The organism is Blastococcus sp. SYSU DS1021, from assembly GCF_054050995.1.
The window spans coordinates 1-21,476 of sequence record NZ_JBJHAL010000030.1 but is presented as its reverse complement, the minus strand read 5'-3'; the positions used below and the strand labels follow the sequence as shown (position 1 = coordinate 21,476).

Annotated in this window: 22 protein-coding genes; 7 read left to right on the top strand and 15 right to left on the bottom strand. The window is 71.6% G+C overall.

The window, feature by feature from the left end; genetic code table 11:
- The first annotated feature begins 32 nt into the window (after positions 1-32).
- The 7 genes from ACI8AP_RS18410 to ACI8AP_RS18380 are packed head-to-tail and all read left to right on the top strand — an operon-like array spanning position 33 to position 5,833.
- Positions 33-971: a VOC family protein gene (locus tag ACI8AP_RS18410; protein WP_456590814.1), complete on the top strand. Its 939-nt coding sequence runs from the start codon at positions 33-35 to the stop codon at positions 969-971.
- Positions 971-1,936 (top strand): fumarylacetoacetate hydrolase family protein, encoded by a 966-nt coding sequence (locus ACI8AP_RS18405; RefSeq protein ID WP_456590813.1) that lies wholly within the window; start codon positions 971-973, stop codon positions 1,934-1,936. The genes ACI8AP_RS18410 and ACI8AP_RS18405 overlap by 1 nt, the downstream gene beginning before the upstream one ends.
- The gene (locus ACI8AP_RS18400; RefSeq protein WP_456590812.1) at positions 1,933-2,685 is read left to right on the top strand and encodes an SDR family NAD(P)-dependent oxidoreductase; all 753 of its coding nucleotides are present in this window, start codon (positions 1,933-1,935) and stop codon (positions 2,683-2,685) included. The genes ACI8AP_RS18405 and ACI8AP_RS18400 overlap by 4 nt, the downstream gene beginning before the upstream one ends.
- Positions 2,682-3,464: an SDR family NAD(P)-dependent oxidoreductase gene (locus ACI8AP_RS18395; RefSeq protein WP_456590811.1), complete on the top strand. Its 783-nt coding sequence runs from the start codon at positions 2,682-2,684 to the stop codon at positions 3,462-3,464. Before ACI8AP_RS18400 ends, ACI8AP_RS18395 begins: the two co-directional genes overlap by 4 nt.
- Before the next feature lie 22 nt (positions 3,465-3,486).
- Positions 3,487-4,674, top strand: a complete 1,188-nt coding sequence (locus ACI8AP_RS18390; protein ID WP_456590810.1) for an alpha/beta hydrolase family protein — start codon at positions 3,487-3,489, stop codon at positions 4,672-4,674.
- The gene (locus tag ACI8AP_RS18385; RefSeq protein ID WP_456590809.1) at positions 4,671-5,441 is read left to right on the top strand and encodes an IclR family transcriptional regulator domain-containing protein; all 771 of its coding nucleotides are present in this window, start codon (positions 4,671-4,673) and stop codon (positions 5,439-5,441) included. Before ACI8AP_RS18390 ends, ACI8AP_RS18385 begins: the two co-directional genes overlap by 4 nt.
- Positions 5,438-5,833: a VOC family protein gene (locus ACI8AP_RS18380; RefSeq protein WP_456590848.1), complete on the top strand. Its 396-nt coding sequence runs from the start codon at positions 5,438-5,440 to the stop codon at positions 5,831-5,833. Before ACI8AP_RS18385 ends, ACI8AP_RS18380 begins: the two co-directional genes overlap by 4 nt.
- 83 nt (positions 5,834-5,916) lie before the next feature.
- Here the strand turns inward: ACI8AP_RS18380 and ACI8AP_RS18375 are convergent, their stop codons facing one another.
- The 15 genes from ACI8AP_RS18375 to ACI8AP_RS18305 form a co-directional block, all read right to left on the bottom strand.
- The gene (locus ACI8AP_RS18375; RefSeq protein ID WP_456590808.1) at positions 5,917-6,825 is read right to left on the bottom strand and encodes a ThuA domain-containing protein; all 909 of its coding nucleotides are present in this window, start codon (positions 6,823-6,825) and stop codon (positions 5,917-5,919) included.
- 11 nt (positions 6,826-6,836) lie between these two features.
- Positions 6,837-7,613 carry a TIM barrel protein gene (locus tag ACI8AP_RS18370; RefSeq protein ID WP_456590807.1) on the bottom strand — a complete coding sequence of 259 codons (777 nt, stop codon included), beginning with the start codon at positions 7,611-7,613 and terminating at the stop codon, positions 6,837-6,839.
- A 1-nt stretch (position 7,614) separates the two neighbouring features.
- Positions 7,615-8,673, bottom strand: a complete 1,059-nt coding sequence (locus ACI8AP_RS18365) for a sugar phosphate isomerase/epimerase family protein (RefSeq protein WP_456590806.1) — start codon at positions 8,671-8,673, stop codon at positions 7,615-7,617.
- Positions 8,674-8,683: 10 nt separating this feature from the next.
- Positions 8,684-9,082 carry a C-glycoside deglycosidase beta subunit domain-containing protein gene (locus ACI8AP_RS18360; protein WP_456590805.1) on the bottom strand — a complete coding sequence of 133 codons (399 nt, stop codon included), beginning with the start codon at positions 9,080-9,082 and terminating at the stop codon, positions 8,684-8,686.
- On the bottom strand, positions 9,082-10,068 hold the full coding sequence (locus ACI8AP_RS18355; protein ID WP_456590804.1) for a sugar phosphate isomerase/epimerase family protein: 987 nt from the start codon (positions 10,066-10,068) through the stop codon (positions 9,082-9,084). The genes ACI8AP_RS18360 and ACI8AP_RS18355 overlap by 1 nt, the downstream gene beginning before the upstream one ends.
- Positions 10,065-11,009, bottom strand: coding sequence for a sugar phosphate isomerase/epimerase family protein (locus ACI8AP_RS18350; protein WP_456590803.1), 945 nt, complete (start codon positions 11,007-11,009; stop codon positions 10,065-10,067). Before ACI8AP_RS18350 ends, ACI8AP_RS18355 begins: the two co-directional genes overlap by 4 nt.
- Positions 11,006-11,980, bottom strand: a complete 975-nt coding sequence (locus tag ACI8AP_RS18345) for a sugar phosphate isomerase/epimerase family protein (RefSeq protein WP_456590802.1) — start codon at positions 11,978-11,980, stop codon at positions 11,006-11,008. Before ACI8AP_RS18345 ends, ACI8AP_RS18350 begins: the two co-directional genes overlap by 4 nt.
- Positions 11,977-12,960 (bottom strand): sugar phosphate isomerase/epimerase family protein, encoded by a 984-nt coding sequence (locus tag ACI8AP_RS18340; protein ID WP_456590801.1) that lies wholly within the window; start codon positions 12,958-12,960, stop codon positions 11,977-11,979. Before ACI8AP_RS18340 ends, ACI8AP_RS18345 begins: the two co-directional genes overlap by 4 nt.
- 228 nt (positions 12,961-13,188) lie before the next feature.
- Positions 13,189-14,658, bottom strand: a complete 1,470-nt coding sequence (locus ACI8AP_RS18335) for an MFS transporter (RefSeq protein WP_456590800.1) — start codon at positions 14,656-14,658, stop codon at positions 13,189-13,191.
- Positions 14,658-15,443, bottom strand: a complete 786-nt coding sequence (locus ACI8AP_RS18330; protein WP_456590799.1) for a nuclear transport factor 2 family protein — start codon at positions 15,441-15,443, stop codon at positions 14,658-14,660. The genes ACI8AP_RS18335 and ACI8AP_RS18330 overlap by 1 nt, the downstream gene beginning before the upstream one ends.
- 76 nt (positions 15,444-15,519) lie before the next feature.
- Entirely contained in the window at positions 15,520-16,824 is a 1,305-nt protein-coding gene (locus tag ACI8AP_RS18325) for a C-glycoside deglycosidase beta subunit domain-containing protein (protein ID WP_456590798.1), read from the bottom strand.
- Between the two features lie 2 nt (positions 16,825-16,826).
- Positions 16,827-18,338 (bottom strand): GMC oxidoreductase, encoded by a 1,512-nt coding sequence (locus tag ACI8AP_RS18320; protein WP_456590797.1) that lies wholly within the window; start codon positions 18,336-18,338, stop codon positions 16,827-16,829.
- Entirely contained in the window at positions 18,335-19,849 is a 1,515-nt protein-coding gene (locus ACI8AP_RS18315) for a GMC oxidoreductase (protein ID WP_456590796.1), read from the bottom strand. Before ACI8AP_RS18315 ends, ACI8AP_RS18320 begins: the two co-directional genes overlap by 4 nt.
- Positions 19,846-20,877 (bottom strand): sugar phosphate isomerase/epimerase family protein, encoded by a 1,032-nt coding sequence (locus tag ACI8AP_RS18310; RefSeq protein ID WP_456590795.1) that lies wholly within the window; start codon positions 20,875-20,877, stop codon positions 19,846-19,848. The genes ACI8AP_RS18315 and ACI8AP_RS18310 overlap by 4 nt, the downstream gene beginning before the upstream one ends.
- A 1-nt stretch (position 20,878) precedes the next feature.
- The gene (locus tag ACI8AP_RS18305; RefSeq protein ID WP_456590794.1) at positions 20,879-21,283 is read right to left on the bottom strand and encodes a C-glycoside deglycosidase beta subunit domain-containing protein; all 405 of its coding nucleotides are present in this window, start codon (positions 21,281-21,283) and stop codon (positions 20,879-20,881) included.
- Positions 21,284-21,476 lie beyond the last annotated feature (193 nt).

The following is a 21,476-nucleotide window of genomic DNA, read 5'->3' as shown; positions in this document are numbered from 1 at the left end:
GGGTCCCCCCGCCCGACCCATCGAGGAACCTCATGAAGCAGCGCCTGATCACCCACCTTCGGCACGTCGACCTGGCGGTGCCCGACTTCAAGAAGCAGCTCGACTTCTACTCAGGCACCTGGGGCCTGAAGACCGAGCACACGGACTCCGGGCTGGCCTTCCTGGCCGCCGAGGGCTCGCCGGAGCAGTACATCGTGCGGCTGCGGGAGGCCACCGACAAGCGGATCGACCTGATCTCCTTCGGGGCCGCCAACCGGGCCGACGTCGACACCCTGGCCGCGCAGCTCACCGCCGACGGCGTCCGGCTGGTGCACGAGCCGACCGACCTGCAAACGCCCGGCGGCGGCTACGGGTTCCGGTTCTTCGACAACGAGGGCCGCACCATCGAGGTGAGCTCCGACGTCGAGGTCCGCCAGCACCGGAGGATCGAGGAGGGCGAGTCCATCCCGGTCCGGCTCTCCCACGTGGTGATCAATTCCGCGGACCCCGAGGGCACGCTGGCCTTCTACGAGAAGCACCTCTCGTTCGCTCTCTCGGACACGCTCATGCACCCGCGGATGGGCAACATGATGTGGTTCATGCGGACCAACGCCTGGCACCACAGCATGGCGATTGCGCGCGGTCCGCACCCCTCGCTGCACCACGCGAGCTTCGAGATGCGCGGCATCGACGAGTACATGCGCGGCACCGGCCGGCTGCTGCGCGCCGGGGTGGAGAAGATCTGGGGCCCGGGCCGCCACATGGCCGGCAACAACACCTTCAGCTACTTCCTCGACCCGCACGGCAACACCGTCGAGTACACGACGGAGCTCGAGGAGCTTGACGAGGACACCTGGCACCCGCACGTCTACGACTTCACCAACCCCGAGGTCAGCGACCAGTGGGGCACCGCGAACGCGATGAACGAGTTCGTCGCGCAGCGGTCGTTCAACGACCCCGACAAGGGCCTCTTCGTGGCCCCGCCCGTCTGATGCGCTTCGCCACCTGGGAGCTCGAGGACCGCGTGCAGGCCGGCGTGCTCAGCGCCGCCGGCCTGCACGCACTCCCCGACGGGCACACGATCCTCGACCTCGTGCGCGCCGGGCTGCCCGCCGCGCTCGAGGCCGGCGCAGCCGCGCTGTCCGGGCCGGCCGTGCCGCTGGACGCGGTACGCCTGCTGCCCCCGCTGCAGGCGCCGACCGTCCGCGACTTCGTCGCCTTCGAGGAGCACGTCGAGGGCGTCCGCAAGAGCATCGATGGCGTGGGCGGCGTCGTGCCGGAGTGGTACCAGGCGCCGCAGTTCTACTTCACCAACCCGTACGCCCTCCTCGGCGCGCACGACGACGTCCCCGTCCCGCCCGGGTCGCAGCGGTTCGACTTCGAGCTCGAGGTCGCGGTCGTGGTGGGCCGGGACGGCGCCTCGCTGACGCCCGAGCAGGCACGCGAGCACGTCTTCGGCTACACGGTCCTCAACGACTGGTCCGCCCGCGACCTGCAGGCCCGGGAGATGAAGGTCAACCTCGGCCCGGCCAAGGGCAAGGACTCCGCGACGACGCTGGGCCCCTGGCTGGTCACCGCCGACGAGCTGGAGCCCTACCGCGACGCCGACGGCTTCCTGGCGCTGGACATGCGGGTCTCGGTCAACGGAGTGCAGATCGGCCAGGACTCGCTCTCCAACATGGGCTGGCCGTTCGAGGAGCTCATCGCCTACGCCTCCCGCGGCACGGAGGTGCGGGCCGGCGACGTGCTGGGCTCGGGCACCTGCGGCAACGGGGGCTGCCTAGCCGAGCTGTGGGGGGTGCGGGGCGACGCCGCTCCCCCGCCGCTCCAGGTGGGGGACGTCGTGGAGATGACCGTCGAGGGCATCGGCACCATCCGCAACCGCGTCGTACCCGGCCTGGACCTCCCGCCCGTCCCACCGGCGCGGCCGCGTCCGAGGGCCCGCGAGCGCTCGTGAAGGTCGAGGGAAAGGTCGTCGTCGTCACCGGCGCGGGTCAGGGGCAGGGGGCCGCCGAGGCCCGGCTGCTGGCGGCGGCGGGCGCGACGTTGATCGGCTGCGACGTCCGCCCTGAGCCGGCCGAGGAGCTTCCCCGGGTCAGCTACCGGCAGCTAGACGTCACCGACGCCGCGGGGTGGACGTCGCTCGCCGCCGAGCTGGGCCGTCGGCACGGTCGGGTCGACGGGCTGGTGGCCAACGCCGGCGTCACCTGGCGGGCCCGCCTCGCCGAGCTCGACCCGGCCGACCTGGCCCGAGTCAACGAGGTCAACGTCACCGGCACGCTGCTGGGCATCCAGGCGCTGGCCCCGCTGATGACCGCCGGTGGGTCGGTCGTCGTGGTCGGCTCGGTCGCGGCGCTGACCGGCCACTTCCCCGTGGCCTACACCGCGAGCAAGTGGGCGCTGCGGGGGCTGGCCAAGGCCGCGTGCCTGGAGCTCGGCCCCCGCGGCATCCGGGTCAACACGGTGCACCCGGGCTACATCGAGACGCCGATGACGGCTTCCGCGGCGCCGGCCTTCCGCGACGCCAACGTCGCCGAGACGCCCATGGGCCGCACCGGCACCGTCGACGAGGTCGCCCCGCTGGTCGCGTTCCTGCTGAGCGACGATGCCTCCTACATCTCCGGCGCGGAGATCCCCGTCGACGGCGGGATGACCGCCCACGGCGGCGTGAAGTCGATCAGCGACGCCGTCCGGGTGCCGTCGTGACCGGCCGGCTCGCCGGCAAGGTCACGCTGATCACGGGCACCGCCGGGGGTCAGGGGCGGGCGGCCGCGCTGCTGTTCGCCGCGGAGGGCGCCACCGTCGTCGGCACCGACGTCCAGGCCGAGGGCGCAGCGGAGACTGTCGAGCTGGTGCGGGCCGCCGGTGGCGTCATGGACAGCACCCACCCGCTGGATCTGACCGACGAGGACGGCGTCCGGGCCTGGATCGACGACGCGGCGGAGCGGCACGGCGGCATCGACGTCCTCTACAACAACGCCGGGGCCACCCGCTTCTCCCCCGTCGCCGAGACCAGCTACACCGACTGGTCGTTCGTGCTTCGCAACGAGCTCGACATCGTCTTCCTGGCGACCAAGCACGCCTGGCCGCACCTGATCGTCCGGGGCGGCGGCAGCGTGCTGCTGGTCGGGTCCACCGCCGGGATCACGGGCTCGCTGACCAATCCCCGGATCGCGCACACCGCGACCAAGGGCGGCGTCGTCGCGATGACCAGGCAGCTGGCCGCCGAGGGAGCCGCGCACGGCATCCGGGCGAACTGCCTCAGCCCCGGCATGGTCCGCACACCCGCGACCGAGGGCGACCTGCTCGCCCCCGACCACCCGATGCGCACGATCGCCCGGGCCATCCCCCTCGGCCGGATAGGCGCCCCGGAGGAGGTCGCCCGGTGCGCCCTCTTCCTCGCCTCCGACGAGGCGTCCTACGTCACCGGCGCGAACCTCGTGGTGGACGGCGGCTGGTCCGCCGTCCTGCCCGGCGCCGGCTGAACCAACCCCTGAGAGGAAACCCGTGTTCGAGTACTTCCCCACCGGCCCCTACACCTGGAACCTCGGCGTCGTCGCGACGCTGAACTCCGGCGGGCTCATCGACGAGGTGGACCGGGCCTGCCGCCCGATCAAGGAGGCGGCGAACGCCGGTGAGGACGCCGGCACGCCCGAGTTCCTCCGCGCCTGGACCGCGCTCACCGACCAGCTCGTCGGCCAGGCCGAGGACGCCGAGAAGGCCGGGCACACCCGCACCGCCGGGCAGCTGTACTTCCGCGCCAGCAACTACCTCGCCCAGGCCGAGCGCATGCTCGCCCACTCCGACCCGAACCGCGTGCCCACGTATCGCCGGATGCTGGGGATCGCGGAGAAGGCGTTCGCCACCCACAGCCCCCGGGTGAGCCGGGTGGAGATCCCCTACGAGGGGACGACGCTGCCGGCCTACTTCAGCGCCGCACCGGCCACCGAGGACGGCCCCGCGCCGGTGATCGTCCTGGTCAATGGGCTGGACTCCACCAAGGAGCACATGTACGCCTCCAACCACTGGGAGGAGCTGGCCGCCCGCGGCATCTCCTGCCTCATGCTCGACCAGCCCGGCACCGGCGAGTCGCTGCGGCTCCAGGGTCTCACCGCGCGGATCGACACCGAGGTGTGGGCCGGGGCTGCGGTGGACTGGCTCGAGCAGCGCGAGGACGTCGACGCCGCGCGGATCGGCATCGTCGGCTGGTCGCTGGGCGGCTACTACGCCCCCCGCGCGGCCGCCTTCGAGAAGCGGTTCGCGCTCTGCGTCGCGTGGGGCGCCAACCACGACTGGGGTGCGGTGCAGCGCCGCCGCAAGGAGCGCGAGGGCGAGCGCCCGGTCCCCCACTACTGGGAGCACGTGCTCTGGGTGTGGGGCAAGGAGGGCGACGAGCACCACCTCGACGCGTTCCTCGACTTCGCCGACGCGGTCAACCTCGAGGGCGTGGTCGAGCGGATCACCGTGCCGTTCCTCATCGCCCACGGCGCGAACGACCGTCAGATCCCGCTGGAGATGGCGCACCGCTCCTACGACCAGGCCGTCAACTCCCCCAAGCGGGAGCTGCGGGTGTTCACGCCGGAAGAGGGCGCGACCGAGCACATCGGGCTGGACCACCTGCCCTACGTGAGCACCTTCATCGCCGACTGGGTGGCCGACACCTTGGCGGAACTGGGCGGCGGACGGACGGCATGACACCCGCGGACGGCGCCATCGTCCAGTCGCTGGGCCGCGGGCTCGCCGTCCTGCGGGCGTTCGACGCCGACCACCCCCGCCAGCGGCTGACCGACGTCGCCGAGCGAGCCGGGGTGAGCCGCGCGGCCGCTCGGCGGTTCCTGCACACCCTCGTCGGGCTGGGCTACGTGGGCTCGGACCGGCACGGCTTCTTCCTGCGGTCCCAGGTGCTCGAACTGGGGCAGGGATACCTTGCCGCCACCGACCTGCCCGCCCGTGCCCGCCCGCACCTGCGCGCGCTGGCCGGCCGGATCGGCGAGCCCCTGGCCGTGGCGGTGCTCGACGGCGAGGACATCGTGGTCGTCGAGCAGGTGCCCGGCCGGCGGCTGCTGGCACCGCTGCAGACAGTCGGCGCCCGGTGGCCGGCGCACGCGACCTCGGCGGGCCGGGTGCTGCTCGCCGGACTTCCGCCCGAAGATCGCGCCCTGGTGCTGGCAGGTGCACGTGTGGCCGCCTTCACCCGGCACACGCTGACCGACCGGGCCGCCCTCGCCCGCGCGGTGGAGGACGCGGCGACCGCCGGCGTCGCCGTCGTGGACCAGGAGCTCGAGGAGGGGCTGCAGTCGGTCGCCGTCCCGGTGCACAACCACGACGGCGTGGTGACCGCGGCGCTCACCACCGAGCTGGTGGCCGGGCGCTGGTCGGACGAGCAGCTGCACGCCGACCTCGTCCCGGAGCTGCGGGCGACAGCCGAAAACATCGGAGAGGGAGAACCGCAGTGGGCATGATGTTCGTGAACCTCCCCGTGCAGGACCTGCCGGCGGCCCGGCGCTTCTACGAGGCGCTCGGCTTCACCGTCAACGAGCATTCCTCGGACGACCACACCGCCGCGGTCGTCCTGGACGACGACGTCGCGCTGATGCTGCGCACCCGCGAACGGTTCGCCGAGCAGGTGGCCGGCGAGGTGGGTGATCCCCGCACGGGGACCACCGTCGTGCACTGCCTGACCGTCGGCAGCCGGGACGAGGTCGACGCCCTGGTTTCCCGGGCGCTGGCGGCCGGAGGGGTTCCGTGGCTGCCGGTGCGGGAGGACGCCTCAGGGGCCACCGGTAGCTTCGCCGACCCCGACGGGCACGCCTGGGAGATCACCTGCATGGAGCCGGTGCACGTCATCGACTGACCGAGGACCCGCCGGCGTCGACGGCGGGGACGCAGGACGGGGCCGGCGCGCTGGTCGTGCACCGGACCACGCGGCCCGCGACCTCAGTGGCGGGCCGCCGCGGCGGTGCCCGAGACGGACCGCTCGAACCGGGAGGGGTCTCCCGCGTAGTACGGCCAGACGCGCCAGCGGGCGGCACCCGTCCGCTCGGGCGGGCCGAGGGTGACCTCGCCGGAGGCCGCCCACTCCACGCCGCGCACGAGCAGCGTCATGAACGGCACCTTCCGGAAGGTGTCCCAGTCGTGCCCGAGGGTGACGCAGAACGACCGGCCGGCGCCCCACTCGTTGATCCACGCCAGCGGCTGGTCGGTGTTCATGCCGGGAAGCGCCTCGAGCCCGCCGGACGGAATCACGACCGGCGTGTGGGCGTTCGGCCAGCCAGCCCGGCGGTAGCTGTCCGCGTCGTCGAACACCGTGAGCAGCACCTGCGCGGACGGGTCCATCCGCGCACCGGTGAGGACGTCGTCGTTGACGACCGCCCACTGGGCGTCCAGCCCCTCCGTGATGGCATGCCGTGGCTCCGCCGTCCGGACGACGACCTCGCCCTGCGGCCGGGGCCGCAGCCCGGTCCCCCGGCTGAGCGTCGCCCCGCGCATCCGGTCGAACTCCTCGGGCCACCCCCAGTCCGGCTCCTGCACCGACGAGCCGTGGAACCAGACGATGCCCCGGCCCCTCTCCCGCACGAACCGCAGCAGCGCCTGCTCGGTCGTCGCCCCGAAGCCCTCGGCGACCGAGTGGTAGTCGTCCCGCCCCTCGTACATGACCAGGACGACGTCGAACCGGTCGAGCAGCTCGTCCCCGATCCCCCGGAACTCCTCGAGCACCCGCACCCGGAACCTGCCGGTCGACTCCAGCAGCGTCGTCAGCATCGAGGTGTGGTGCCGAAAGCTGCGGAACTCGTTGTCGTGCTCGACCGTGACCCGTCCGGTGGCGATCAGGACGTCGAGCTTCACCACCGGTCCTGTCACGCGTCCGCCGCGACCGACCGGATGTACTCGACTGACGCCGCCGACTCGACGGCCGGGAAGTACTCCAGCCCGATGGGGCCGTCGTAGCCGGAGGCGCGCAGCACGGCCAGCTGGGCCGCCCAGTCGACGTCGCCACTGCCGGGCTCGTGCCGGCCGGGGGCGTCGGCGAGCTGCACGTACTTCACGAATCGTGCCGCGTGAGCCAGCTCGGTGGCCGGGTCCTCGCCCTGGACGATCGAGTGGTAGAGGTCGTAGAGGATGCCGAACCGGTCGGAGCCGACGATGCGGGCGACGTCCACGGCGTCCTCGGTGCGGTCGGTCAGCGCGCCGGGGTGGTCCACGCGCGAGTTGACCGGCTCCAGGACGAACTCGACGCCCGAGCCGTCGGTGCGCGCCAGCGCCTCGCCGAACATGTCGGCCAGGAACTGGTGGTTCTTCTGCCGGCTCATCCCCGGGAAGCCCATGCCCGACGCGAGCACGACACGGGGGCAGCCGAGCTGACGGGCGTGCTCGACGGCGAGGTCCAGGCCCTGGTGGAACGGGGCGAGGTCGGTGCCCGGGTAGGTGTAGGTCATCCGCGGACCGGCGAGCAGCGAGGTCAGCTGGACGCCGGTGTCGGCGAGCGCCTTGGCCAGGGAGTCGAGGTCCTTGTCGGTCGAAAACCACATCTCGACGGCGTCGAACCCCGCGGCCGCGGCGGCGCGGACCCGGTCGCCGGCATCGGGACCGGCCTCCGTGAACAGCAGTTCGATGTTGGCGGAGAGCTGGTACACGTCAGGCGTCCTTGTCGGTGAGGGCGGTCGTGATCGACCGGCAGATGAGGTCGTGCTGCTTGCGGACGAGGTCCACGGGGTCGGCCTCGCCGAGGTCGGCGAAGGCGTGGCCCTCCCACTCGCTGGAGAAGAACCCCGAGTAGTTCCCGCGGACGAACTCCCGGACGATCGCCGGGTAGTCGATCGCCGGTTCGTGGCCGTTCTCCTCGATGTCGTAGAACTTGGCGTGCACGTGCACGATCTGCGGCATGATGTCGGCCCATTCGGCCGGGTCGACGTGGCCGTGCATGTTGAACGCGAGCCGGGCGAACGAGCCCAGGCTCTCGGGCGCGATGCCGCGCGAGTGCAGGTACTCCACGAACTCGCCGTGCCGGACGTTGATGTCGGCGTCGGTCGCCCAGATCTCCTGCAGCCGGTCGAGCTCCTCCCGGCCGAGCCCCATCTTCCCGAGCTTGCGGAGGATGGTCGGCGACATGCTGTGCATGGTCGAGCTGAAGTCGGCGACGAAGCCCAGCCGCTCGGAGCCGATCTGCTCGTAGGTCTCCCGGATCTCCAGCACCTTGGGCGAGTTCGGGCCGAGCGGGGCGTGCAGTTCCCAGCCCATGGTGAGGTCGAGCTCCTCGGCCACCGGCAGCAGCCGGCGGATGAGCGAGGGCTTCGCGCTCTGGATGCGCACGAGCGGGAAGCCGAGCGCGTGCGCGCTGCGGAACTGGGTGACGGTAAACTCGTACTCCTCGTCCTCCGTCATGTCGCGGTCGCGCCGGCGGCCCATGTCGAGGTTGCAGCCGAACGAGCTCGGTACGAACCCGTGCCGGTCGAAGGCGGTCCGCCAGTCGCGCACGAACTCCGGCGTCACCTCCGGGTACGTGCGGATGGTCTGCGAGGCGACGATCTCGATACCGGGGCCGATCCCCGCGGCGTCGACGACGTCGAGCAGGCCGGCCAGGTCGTAGCGGCCGGCCGCCCACTCGCTGGTGAGCGAGTACAGCGTCAGGCCCAACTTGATGTCACTCCCCGGCACGGCGGGCTGCACCTGGCGGGCTGGAGCGGTCGTGGTCATCCCGTGCTCCTCAGCGGACCGCGAGCGACCGGCGGTTGCTCGCGTGGTTGGTGACGTACGTGGTGGGCGCGATTTGCATGTAGGGCAGCCGCAGGTCGACTGTCACCTCGACGTCGACCTGCCGGCCCGGGGCCGGCGGCTCGTCCAGCGGCACGACGACGACGAGCCGGTCCTGGATGAACCACAGGACGTCCCACTGGTCGGCGAGCTCGTCGACGCGGTAGGTCCGCTCCCCCAGTTCGACCCGCAGGTCGTCCTTCGGGACCGCGCGGCCCTCGACCGAGACCGCGATGTCGCTCACGCTGGACAGCCAGAGGCTGCGGTACCAGGGCACGGTCAGCTCGATGCCGAGCCCCTCGGGCCGCCGGACCAGGCTGTCGTCGGTGAGGACTGTGTCGCCGGTGGCCATCAGACGGCCGCCTTCCGCTGCTCGAGGACCATCGGACCCAGTTCCCGCTGGACGAGGTAGCCCGCCAGCAGGGCGCTGGCGGCGGGATGCGGGCTCTGGTCGCTCTCCACGACGATCCAGCCCGAGTAGCCGGCGTCGAGCAGGGCACGGGTGATCGCCGGGAAGTCGACCAGCCCCCCGTCGGCGCCCGGCTCGGCGAACCAGCGCGGGACCTCCCGGGCGCCGCCGCGCACCCGGACGGTCCAGTGTGCGTGCGGCTGGAGGTACTCCTGGGCGTCGTCGACGGCGAGGGCGTCCTTGAACTGCACGTGTGCGATGCGGTCGCCGTGCGTGGCGATCACCGCGAGCGGGTCGATCCCGCCGACGGTCAGCTCGCCGGTGTCCAGAGCCAGACCGACCAGCGCGGGATCCGTGCGGTCGATCAGGCGGGGCGCGTGATCCCGGCGCAGCGCCGAGAGGAAGTCCACGTGCAGCGCGAGCCGGATCCCGTGCTCCGCCGTCGCCCGGCCGACCGCGTCCCAGCAGGCGGCGACCCGGCCGATGGCGTCGTCGTCGAGCGGCTCGACGTCCCCGGCGCCCGGGACCGGGCGCACGAGGAGCACCGAGCCGCCGAGCTCGGCCAGGGCCTCGGCGAGCCAGCTCGCCTTGGCCACGATCTCCGGGCCGTTACCTTCCACAAGCGGCGACAGCGGCCCGGTGAGGTGCTCCATCGAGCGTTCCGCCGGGTCCCAGTACCAGCTGGAGACCGCGTCGATCGCGCAGTCATGCAAGAACTCCCGGAAGCCCGCGACCGAGCCGAAGTTGGCGGCCAGTTGCTGGGGGTTGCCGAGCGGTTCCCAGCGCCCGGTGCCGTACGTCAGCTCGACGCCCTCGAAGCCTGCGATCGACATGGTCTTCAGCGCCCGCTCGTGCTCCTCCCGGCGGACGAAGTCGTCGAACTGCGGCTTCCACTGGTTGATCGCATAAGCCCAACGGATGGCGTTCACCGGTAGATCTCCTCGAGGACGTGCTTCGCGTACCAGCGGGAGATGGCGGTGCTCTCCGAGTAGTCGCCACCCTGCTTGTTGGCCTTGTCGTGCTCGACGGAGATCCAGCCGCGGTACCCGTTGTCCCGGACCGCCGTCATCATCGCCTCGAAGTCGACGAGGCCGTGCGGCGTGCCCATCTCGTAGAACCACTTGCCGGTGGTCGGCGCCATGATCTCCGAATCCGGCCGGTGCCGGTGGTCGTCACCGGTGGCGACGTTCCGGGTGTCCTTGAAGTGGAAACCGCTGACCCGGTGCGCGTGGCGGTTGTACAAGGCGACCGGGTCGACCCCGGCGATGCAGTGCTGCGCGGTGTCGACGAACAGGGACACGTACTGCGCGTCGGTGTAGGAGTAGAAGGTGTCGATGTCCGGCTCGCTCTGGATGCCGGAGAAGAACTCGTGGTGGCAGGTGAGCCGCACCCCGTAGCCCGCGGTGATCTCACCGACCTTGTTCCAGCACTCCGCCGTGTACTTGAGCTTGTCCTCGGTGATCGGCTCCATGTCGTAGTAGAGCGTCGCCGGCATCACGATGATGTTGTCCAGCTGGATCTCCGACCAGCGGCCCATCGTGACGCGGAAGTCCTCGAAGATGTTCTCGTGCGTCTCCGGCAGGTGGGGCGCGTAGTTTCGCAGGTCGTAGTCGGCGGCGTGGAAGGTGTTCACGATCCGCTCGAGCCCGTGGTCCTGGACCATCGCCTGGTACTTGGCCGGGCCGCCGTAGTCGCCGTACATCTGCCAAATCCGGAAGTCGAACGTGTCGATCGCGTCGAACCCGGTGGCCTTGATCTGCTTGAGGAAGGCCGACATCGTCCTGTGCGAGTGCCACTGGTCGACCGGACCGGAAGGGCCGTTGCTCCGCCAGTGGTCCATGTAGGACCACTTGATGGCGCGCTCGCTCATCGCTTGGCCACCCCCAGCTCGTGCTGCAGGTGCCAGCTGTTGAGCATGGCGAGCTCCGCCGGGTTGCCGCCGTGGTCGCTCTCGACCACCACCCAGCCGGGGAACGAGTGCTCCCGCAGTGCGGCGACGAAGCCCTTCACGTCGACCAGGCCACCCTCGGTGCCGAGCTCGAAGAACCACCGCTCGATCCGCCGCCCAGCACCGCCCTTGAGCATGGCCGACTCCGCACCCGGCATCCGGTACTCCTCGCCGGTGTCGGCGTAGCGGGTGTCCTTGAGATGCACGTGGGTGACGCGGTCGGCGTGCTCGCGGTAGAAGGCGACCGGGTCGATGCCGCCGACGGTGAACTCGGCCGTGTCCAGCGCCAACCCGACGGTCGCCGGATCGGTCGCGTCCAGCAGCCCGACGAGCTCCTGCTCGGTGTGCACCGCGCCCAGGCAGTCGTAGTGCAGGGCGAGCCCGACGCCGGCGGCGGAGGTCAGCTCGCCGACGCGGTTCCAGACATCGCCGACGACCTTGATCCCGTCGGCGTCCATCGGCGGGCTCATCCAGGCGGAGCCGACCGGGCGGACCACCAGCTGCTCCGCACCGACACCGGCGACGAAGTCGACGAAGGGGCGGGCCCACTCGACGATCGCGTCGGAGTCGGCCGGGTTGGCCGTCGACCGGAAGGCGTACCCCTCCTCCTCCTCGGCAGGCGCCTGCGGGTCCCAGAACATGCTGGAGACGCCCTGGACCTTGGCTCGGCGGAGGAACTCGAGGAAGCCCGCATGGCTGCCGTGGTTGAGCAGGATGACCTCGGGGCGGCTGATGTTGTCCCACCGACCGGTCCCCGACGCCAGCTCGACGTGGTCGAAGCCGCAGGCGGAGACGGTCTTCAGCGCCCGCTGCTGGTCCTCGTGCCGGACGAAGACGTCGAGCCGGACGTTCCACTGGTTCAGGGCGTACGACCAGCGCAGGGAGTCCTTCATCGCCGTGCCCCCTGAGTGCTGCCCGACAGCTCGGCCCGGACCTCGGCCTCTGCCTCGGCGAGGACGTTGTCGATGTACCACTTGGCGACGGCGGTGGCCTCGGCGTAGCTGCCGCCGCCGAGCTCGGCCTTGTCGTGCTCGACGGTCAGCCAGCCGTCGTAGCCGGAGCGGACGATCTCCTTCATCAGCGCCGGGAAGTCGACCAACCCGCCCTCGCCCATCTCGTAGAACCAACGGGTGACGTGCGGCGCCATCAACTCGGGATCCGGCGGTGTCCGGTACGCCTCGTGCTCGTCGACGTTCCTGGTGTCCTTGAAGTGGAAGCCGGTGCACCGGTCGGAGTAGTCCCGGAACATTTGGATCGGATCGACGCCCGCGATGGTGTGCTGCGCGGTGTCGCAGAAGAAGTAGACGTACGCCGGGTCCGTGTACCGGAAGAAGGTGTCCAGCTGCTCGCGGGTGCGGATCGCGCCCCAGAACTCGAAGTGGCAGGTCGTCTTCATGCCGTGCTCGAGCGTCAGCTCGCCGACCCGGTTCCACAGATCGGCGACGACCTTGATGGTGTCGTCGGTGACCGGTTCGGTCTGGTGGTACGTGGACGTCGGCATGACGATGAAGTTCTCGACGCCGGTGAGCCCCTCGCACATGCGCAGAGTGTTCGTGCAGTCGGCCACGATGCGGTCGTGCGTCTCGCGCACGTGCGGCGCCGTGTACTTCGTCGCGGACGGGTAGGCGGAGAAGATCCCGGTGACCTTCTCGAGCCCGTTGTCCTGGAGGTATCGCTCGAAGCCCGGCACGGAGCCGTACATCCCGCCAAGCATGTGGAGGTAGAAGAAGAAGGTGTCGAAGCCGGTGAAGCCCAGGGCCGACAACTGCTTGACGTACCGATCCATGTAGGCGCGGTTGAACGACGGGGGCTGCGGCCCCTGCGGCGTCTCCGTCACCCAGTGATCCATGTACGACCACTTGGTCCAGGCCACGTCTGGGGTTCCCTTCTCTCTGCGTGGCCGGCGGCCAGCCCCTCCGGGGCGCGCCGACGCACGACGGTCGGAGATCACCGGAAGACCCTGGCGGGTCCCCAGCGGCGGTTCTGTCGACCGCCTGGGGCGAAAAGCCCTGGGAGGGTGAGAAAGGCGTTCTGCTCGCTCCAGCGCCATTCTGCCGGCGCGCAGGTCACAGCGACCAACGCTTTCGCCTGATGCCCGGGATCAGCCGCGGTGATGTCCGGGAACGGCGGTGTCGCCCCGCCCGGGCAGGGCGAGCGCCACCAGGCCGGCCAGCGCGACGAGTCCGGCCCCGGCGAGCAGGCCGACCCCGTACCCGCGCGTGGCGGCCGCCGCCCCCAGCTCGGCGGACTCCCCCGCCCACGCCGTGGCCAGCGCGACGAGCGCCGCCAGCCCAACGGCGCTGCCCACCTGACGTGCCGACGCGAGCAGCCCCGATGCCAGGCCCGCGCGCTCCGGTCCCAGTCCTGACGTCGCCGTCACGGTCAGCGGTAGTCCCGACATGCCGAAGCCGGCCATCGCCAGCACGAGCGGCACCAGCACGTCGACGGCGTATCGGCCCTCCACGTCGATCCCCGACAGCCAGGCCAGCGCTCCCGCCGACAGCAGAGCTCCCGCCCAGAACGTCCCGCGCGGGCCCAGCCGGCCGATCAGTCCCGAAGCTGCGCGGGCGCCGAGCGCGATGCCGAGCGCTCCCGGGGTCAGTGCGAGCCCGGCCTCCAGCGGGTCCATGCCCCGCACCTGCTGCAGGTAGAGCACCAGGAAGAACATGGTGGCGGGCAGCACGCCGCCGATCAGGGCGGAGATCCCGTTTGCCACGGTCACCGGACGTACCCGGAAGACCCACAACGGGACGACGGGCTGCTCGGCCCGGCGCTCCGCGACGACGAACAATACGAAGGCCGCGATCGAGAGGATGAGGCACGCCAGGCTCTCGACCGAGGCCCAGCCACGGTCCTCGCCGAGGATGACGGCGGAGACCAGCGCCGCCGTCGCCGCTGTGACCGTCACCGAGCCCGGTAGGTCGAGCTGTCCGCGCACGTGCCCGGGTGCCCGACCGGACAGCGACACCGCGGCCGCGACTACGAGCACGGCTCCCAGCGGCACGTTGACGATGAAGACCCAGCGCCAGCTGAGCAGACCGGTGAGCAGCCCCCCGATGACGCCGCCGAGCCCCCCGCCGGCGGCCGCTGCTGCCGTCAGCACGCTGAGCGCCCGTGCCCGCGCCGCCGGCTCGAGGAAGCCGGTGGTCACCAGGCTCAACGTCGTCGGCACCAGCACCGCGCCGCCCACACCCTGCACGAACCGTGCGGCCACGACCTGCCAGCCCTCCTGCGCCAGCCCCGCCGCGAGGCTGGCGACGGAGAAGATCAGCAGGCCCGCGATGAAGGCGGACCTGCGGCCCCACAGGTCTCCCACGCGGCCCCCTAGCAGGAGGAAGCCCGCGAAGGTGAGCGTGTAGCTGCTCACCACCCACTGGAGGCCCGTGGCCGAGAGGCCGAGGCTGTGCTGCATCGGTGGCAGCGCGACGTTGACGATGGAGACGTCAAGCACGCAGATGAACTGCGCCGCGCAGGCGATCGCGAGCACCAGCCCGGGGCGCCGCACCGTCGGGTCGATGAGTCGGCCCGACGGTGCGGCTCCCCGAACCTCGGCATCAGGTTCTGCCGGCATCAGCGGAAGGTGTCCTCGAACTCCTCGTAGGGCTGCGGCGGCTCCGGCTCGAGCACCTGCACCTTGTCGTTCGCGTACGGGTAGTAGTTGCCCGTGGTGACCGGTTCGTCGACCGGCGGGAGGAAGACCGGCACACCGTCGTCACCGAACCAGGCGAGCTGTGAGTCGTGGCTCTCCTGGTTGTCCTTGGCGAACGAGATCCAGTCGCGGTTGAACGGCGCGCGGGCGACCTCGTAGCAGCGGAAGTGCCAGATCCGCCACTCGCCGTCCTGCTTGATGAAGTCCACGCCGTACTTGCACCACACCCAGTGCGCCCAGACGGGCTTGCCGTCCACCTCGCCGCCGGAGAACACCCACGGGGGGACGTCCTTCGCGACCTCAGGGTCCATCAGGCCCGACTCCAGGCCAGCCATGATCCAGATGCCCTTGGCCGTCTCCCCGTCCGCGGCGACCTCGATGACCGGCGTGCTCGTGTAGTGGAACAGCAGCTTGCCCACGGGACGGGGCCGCCCGCGGTGGTAGGCGGTGACGGACTCGTACGAGGTGTACAGGCCGACGTTGTTGTACCGGGCCCACATGTCCGGAGTGCCCGGCTTGGCCCACAGCTCGTCGATGATCCGCTGGTCCTCGTAGGCGTTGTGGTAGTGCATGTAGCGGTTGAAGACGTTGTCCACCGCGCCACGATCGGCCGCGCGCTCGGCAGTCCGTTGCGCCTCCGCGAGCTGCTCCTCGAGGGCGGCGAGCCGGTGGGCGAGCGCCTCGACCGAGGTGGTGTCGACGGTCATGTCGTGTCCTTTCGTCCGTGGTCAGGGGCCGGGCGCCGGGCGGTCCGGCGCCCGGGTGCCGAGCTGCTCGTGCGCCTCAGCGCCGATCGGCGCCGGCCTGCAGCGACCGCAGCAGGGCGTGCTGGCGACGTACCTGGTCGCGACCGCGATAGGGGTCGCGACGGCCCTCGTACTCGCTGGACAGCCAGCCGTTCCAGCCGGCCCGCTCCAGGGTCGGGACGATGTCGCCCCACGGCACGTGCAGGTCGTGCAGGTCGTCGTCGATGGCGAAGAACTTGGCCTGGATGAAGTGGGTGTGCGGGAGCACCTCGGCCAGGTCGGTCATCGGCACGGCCAGCGCCCGGAGCGGCGGCGGGACGTCGTCCTCGTCGTCGGTGCCCACCTCTTCGGCGTTCTCGAGCACCGGCGCGGTCTGGAAGATGCCGGTGTCGATGAGCAGCTTGAAGTGCTCCGTGCCGGTCTTCTCGATGAAGTCGACGTAGCCCTGGGTGACCGGGTGCTTGATCGGCGTCGGGGCGTGGATCTCCGGGCAGATCACGACATCGAGCTCCGCGGCCAGGTCCAGCGAGCGCTCGACCGCCTCCTGCCAGATGGGGTGCGGGTCGAGGTCCCACGTGGTGACGCCGAACTTCGGTCGCACCGACGTGAAGCCCAGCTGCTTCGCCAGCCGCAGATCGAGCCGCAGCTGCTCGGCGCCCTCCTGGGCGGTCAGGTCACGGTCGTGCCACCGCGTGGTGTCGACCCACGAGCCGAAGTTTGTCGCGGTCAGCCCGTACTGCTGCAGCAGCCCGTGCCACGTGTCGGCCCAGGCCGGAGGCGGCGTCGGGTAGTTCGGGATGTTGCCCTCGCCGAGGATCTCGATACCGGTGGCACCGAGATCGGCGATGTCGGCGAAGACGTCCTCGAGGGTCATCGAGGTGTAGATGTCGCCGGTGTAGCTGTACGTCGAGACGCAGTACTTCAGCTCCCCCGCCGGCACCGGCGGCACGATCACCCCCTTCCCGGTCACGGTGAACGGCGTCCGGGAGATCAGCGGCGGGAAGTACGACCGTCGCAGCTGGATGACGACCTCGAGGTCATGCACCCCCACCGACAAGCCCCCCGGCTTCGGCACGGTGATCGTGGCCGGCTCGTCGAGCTGCCAGCGGACGTCGGTCGAGGCCCGGAGCTCGTCGAGGGTGAAGGTGCGCCCCTGCAGCGTCCACAGCGGCACGTGGTCGGGAATGCGCTCGCCGTCGGCGACGACCTCGACGCCGTCGAGCATGCTGGCGGCCACGCCCCGGTAGTTCGGGTTGCGGAGCTGGAAGGAGAAGCCGGTGACCCGGCCGCCCTCCTCGACATTGCGGAAGCCGCGGCCCTGGAGGATCGGGAAGTCGAGCACCGTCACTTCTCCTTCGCGAGCTCGACGGCGAGGGCATGGGCTCCGCGCACGGCGAGGGCGACGCTGGTCAGCGTCGGGTTCATCGAGTTGGCCGTCGGGATCAGCCCGTTGCCGGCGAGGACCAGGCCGGGCACGCCCCAGACCCGGGAGAACGAGTCGCAGACGCTCGTGCCGTCGTCGGTCGCGCCCATGCGGACCGTGCCCATGTAGTGCAGCGAGCTGCCGGCCGGCATGACCTTCGGCATCCCGTCGACGAACTCCCCCAGCGCGGCGGCCGCCCGCGCCTGGTGCTTGCGGGCGCGCTCGAAGTCCGCCTCTTCGATGTCGGTGAGCTCGTAGGCGATCCGGATGCCCGGGAGCCCGTTCTCGTCGGGCCGGTCGTCCTCGAAGGTCAGCCGGTCCTCCGGGCGGGGCCGCTTGCGGATCCCCCAGCCCATGCCGACGTAGCCGGCCGGGTTGTCGCGGAAGCGGCTGCTCTCAGGGAGCGGGACCGGCGACACCGGGCTGTACATCATCTGGGCGGAGTAGGGGTGCCGCTCCTCGTCGAACGGGATCGCGATGATCGCCCGGATCGGGTCGACGGGACCGGTGGCGCCGTCCCGGGGCGGCAGGACGTCCGCCCGCACCGCCACGACGCCGAAGAGCAGCGGGTGCTCGGTCAGGTACCGCCCGAGCGCCTCGGGCCGGATGCCGGAGGCCCACATCAGCTGAGGGGTGCGGAGCGCGTCGGCCGCCAGCACGACGACGTCCGCCCGCACCTCCTCCTCCGCTCCGGTCCGCTGGTCGCGCAGGACCGCGCCGACGGCGCGGTCGCCCTCCCTCAGCACCCGGACGCAGAGCGTCTCCGCCCGGAGGGTGAACCGGTCGGCGTGGGTGCCCTCGGCCAACGGGCCGAGGACGACGTCGGTACCGCTCCACCGCAGGGAGCCGTCCTCCCGCGGATCAGCGGCGACGGGAAGCGGCCGGACGGTGATGCCGTCGGGTGCGAACTCGCCGCGGATCCGCTCGAGGATCGCGGCGGCCTGCGGCGCGCCGTCGAACGAGGGGCGGTGGACGTGCAGCAGCCCCTCAGCGGTTGCCAGGTGCTGCTCCCACTCGGCGTCGTCGATGAACGGCACCCGCTCCGGACCGGTCGGCGCGGGGGTGGCGCACGTCCAGTGCACGCCTTGGCCCCCGACGCACGTCGCCCCGGCGGCGGCGGGCATCCCGGCCGAGCCCTCGGCCGCCCGCCCGATCAGGTGGGTGCCCTGCCGGGCGGTGATGGTGCCCTCGACAACAACACCACCGGGGATGCCGGAGACACCGCTCTCGTGCGACCGCCCTTGCGAGGCCATCCGCGCGGCAGCCTGCTCGTCCGGGTCGGGGACGTTCTTGACGTTCATGCCCGGCGGTGTGGTCACCACCGGGCCCGCCTCCACCATCAGGACCGAGACGTCCGGGACCTGCTCGAGCAGCAGCCGTGCGTAGGCGGCACCGGTCGGCCCGCTGCCGACGACCAGGACACTCGGGCTCATGCGTGCGCTCCTTCTTGAGTGGCGGCCGTGGCGGCCAGCGAGGCGGCCACGGTGCGGGCGGTCAGCAGCCCGAGAGCGACGGCGGTCAGCGTCGGGTTGCAGGCGGTGGCCGTCGGGATCACGTTGTTGCCGCCGACGTAGAGGTTCTGGGTGTTCCACACCCGCCCGGTCGGGTCGCAGACGCTCGTGCCGTCGTCGGCGGAACCCATCCGGGTGGTGCCGAGGTAGTGCAGCGAACTGCCCGACGGCATGACGAACGGGTCTCCGAGCGGTCGCCCGAGAGCCCGGGCGGCGTCGGCGACCTCGGCTCTCGCCGCCTCGATCGCGGACCGATCGGCATCGCTGAGGGCGTAGTCGATCCGGATGGCGGGCAGGCCGAAGGCGTCGGTCGCGTCGTCGTCGAACCAGACGCGGTTGTCCGGCGAGAGCTCCTTCTTGCAGAACCAGCCGAGCCCGACGACCTGGCCGGGCCGGACGGTGGTGCCCGGGTCGAGCGGCATCGGGGAGGCATCCATCTGCATGACCTGGCCGTGGAAGGGCCGGTCGGCGGCATACGGGACCCAGGAGACTCCGGAGACCGGCACGATCGCACCGCCACCGGGGGCCGTGGCGGACGAACGCGGCAGGTCGACGTCGACCAGGGCGCCCTCGGGCACGTGCTCCTCGTCCAGCAGTGACGCGGCCATGATCTGCGGGTGCTCGGTCAGGTACCGGCCCAGCGCCTGCGGACGGATCCCCGAGGCATGCAGCAGCTGAGGCGTCCGGAACGCGTCGGCGGTGACGACCACCGCCCGAGCGCTCACCGTCGACCTCTCGCCGCTGGCGACGTCGACGATCTCCACCCCGGTCGCCCGCCCCCCGTCCAGAAGGATCCGCCGGGCCAGCGTGCCGGTGCGCAGCTCCACGTCGGGCCGCTGCCACAGGTCGCCGGCGATGATCGCCGGGCCGGTCCAGTGCAGGGCACCGTCCTCCCCCACCGTCACGGCGACCGGCATGGCCCCGACCGGCCGGCGGTGCGGCCGGTCGAAGAGCTCCCCCAGCACCCGCTGCACGGCGCCGGTGAGCGGGGCGCGGTCGAACGCGTGCGTGGTGACCGCCAGGAGCTCCTCGGCCCGGGTCAGCGCCTCGTCCAGGACGGCCGGGTCGATGCAGTCGGGCACCTCGTCGTCCACCGGCCGAGGGCAGGCGGCCGTCCAGTGGGCGCCCATCCCACCGACGTTGGTCGACATGGCGGCGTTGGGCATGGCCTCGGCGCCGACGAGCACCGTGCCCGGACGCGCCGGGGTGCCACCGGGCAGCGGCCCGGGCCCCATGGCCAGACCCGCCAGCAGGCGGTCACGCTCCTGGACGTCGGCGATGTTCTTGACGTGCCCGCCCGCCGGGTCGCCGAGCGCCCGCCCTGCCTCGAGCACGAGCACCCGCAGTGCCGGGGCGGTGTCGGCGAGCTCGCGGGCGACCGCCGTCCCCACCGGGCCCGAGCCCACGACGACGATGTCGTAGGAGCCGCTCATCGGGCCGCCCCCACCGGCTGCTGCTCGAGGAGCCCCTTGAGCATGTCGTGCTGGGCGCGGACCTGCTCGAAGGCGTTGTGCCGGTTGCTGTAGGCGTGCGCCTCGTACTCGCTGGAGATGAAGCCGGTGTAGCCCTGCTCGACCAGCACCCGGGCCACCGCCGGCCAGTCGATCGACGGGTCGGTGAGGCCGTCGGGGCCCTCCTCGACGCCGTAGAACTTGCCGTGCACGTGCACGACGTGCGGGAAGAAGTCGGCCCACCGCTCGGGCGCCATCCGCCCGTGCATCGTGAAGAGCATCTTCAGGTTCCCGACCTGGGCAGAGGTCGCCCCGGCCTCGGCGGCTCGCTTTTCCAGCTCGGGGAACTTGGCCATGGTGGGCCCCGGCTCGGCCCACAGTTGCTTGGTGAGCGCGGTGAGCTCCGGGGCGATACCGGCGGCGCGGTGGGCGTCGTCGACGGCCCCGGGGATCGCCCGCATGCTCGAGCTCATGTCAGGGATGAATCCGAGCCACGGCGTGTCCAGGCGGGTGAACAAGTCCTTCAGCGCGGCCACGGGCGGCGCCTCGATGGTGAGCGGCGCGTGGATCTCCACGCCGACCCTGACCTGCAGCTCCTCGGCCATCGGCAGCAGCCGCTCGAGGATCGCCGGGCTGGTCTCGACGCCGACCCGGGTCACGGGGAAGCCCAGCGCGGCGGCACCGCGCACCTGGACCACGACGTACTCGTAGGACTCGTCGTCCGAGAGCAGCCGCCCCGGGTAGAGGCCGAGGTCGTTGTTGATCGCGAGGCAGGACGGCGTCAGGCCGGAGCCGTCGATGACGCCGCGGACCTCGCGGACGGCGTCGTCGTCCAGGCGCGGCCACCCGCGGAGGCTCTGGAAGGCGACCATCTCCAGGCCCGGACCGAGGTCACGAGCAGCGACCTCGGCCACCAGCGAGGCGAAGTCCCGGCCCGGCTCGCGCTGCTCCAGGGACAGGCTGAACAGGGTGGTGCCCAGGCGTGGCAGCCCGGGTGCGGTGTCGGTCATGTCAGGCTCCCGCGGCGGTCAGGGTCTTGTCGGTCCGGCTGGGCGCCACGAGCGGCACCCGGTCCGGGCCGGTGAGGATGTAGGGGATGGACAGGCCGAGCAGGAGCTCCACCCGGTGCTCGCGGCCCGGCGCCGTCGGGACCGGCACGTGCAGCACCACCGGGTCGGTGGTGAACCAGTACTCGCCCCCCTTCCCGGCCAGCTCACCGAAGGCGTACCGGTGGCCGTTGACGGTCACCGACAGGCTCGAGGTGTCGATGCGCTCGCCGTCGACGGTCAGGTCGGCCTTCACCAGGGAGGGCAGCGGCAGCGCGCGGTACCAGTGCGAGTAGACGGCGATGTCGAGGCCGTCGGGGGTGGCGGTGAGCGAGTCGGCGCGCACCACCTGGTCGTCGAGTGGACCCATGGTCTTTCCTCGTCTCGTGGGTCGGGTCAGCTGCCGCTGGCGAAGGCGGCGTCGAAGGCGGCCGCGGGCGGGTCGAAGGCCAGCCGGCGGACGAACTCCAGCGCCTCGGGCGCACCCACGAGCCGGTCCATGCCGGCGTCCTCCCACTCCACCGAGATCGGCCCGGCGTAGCCGATGGTGTTGAGCATGCGGA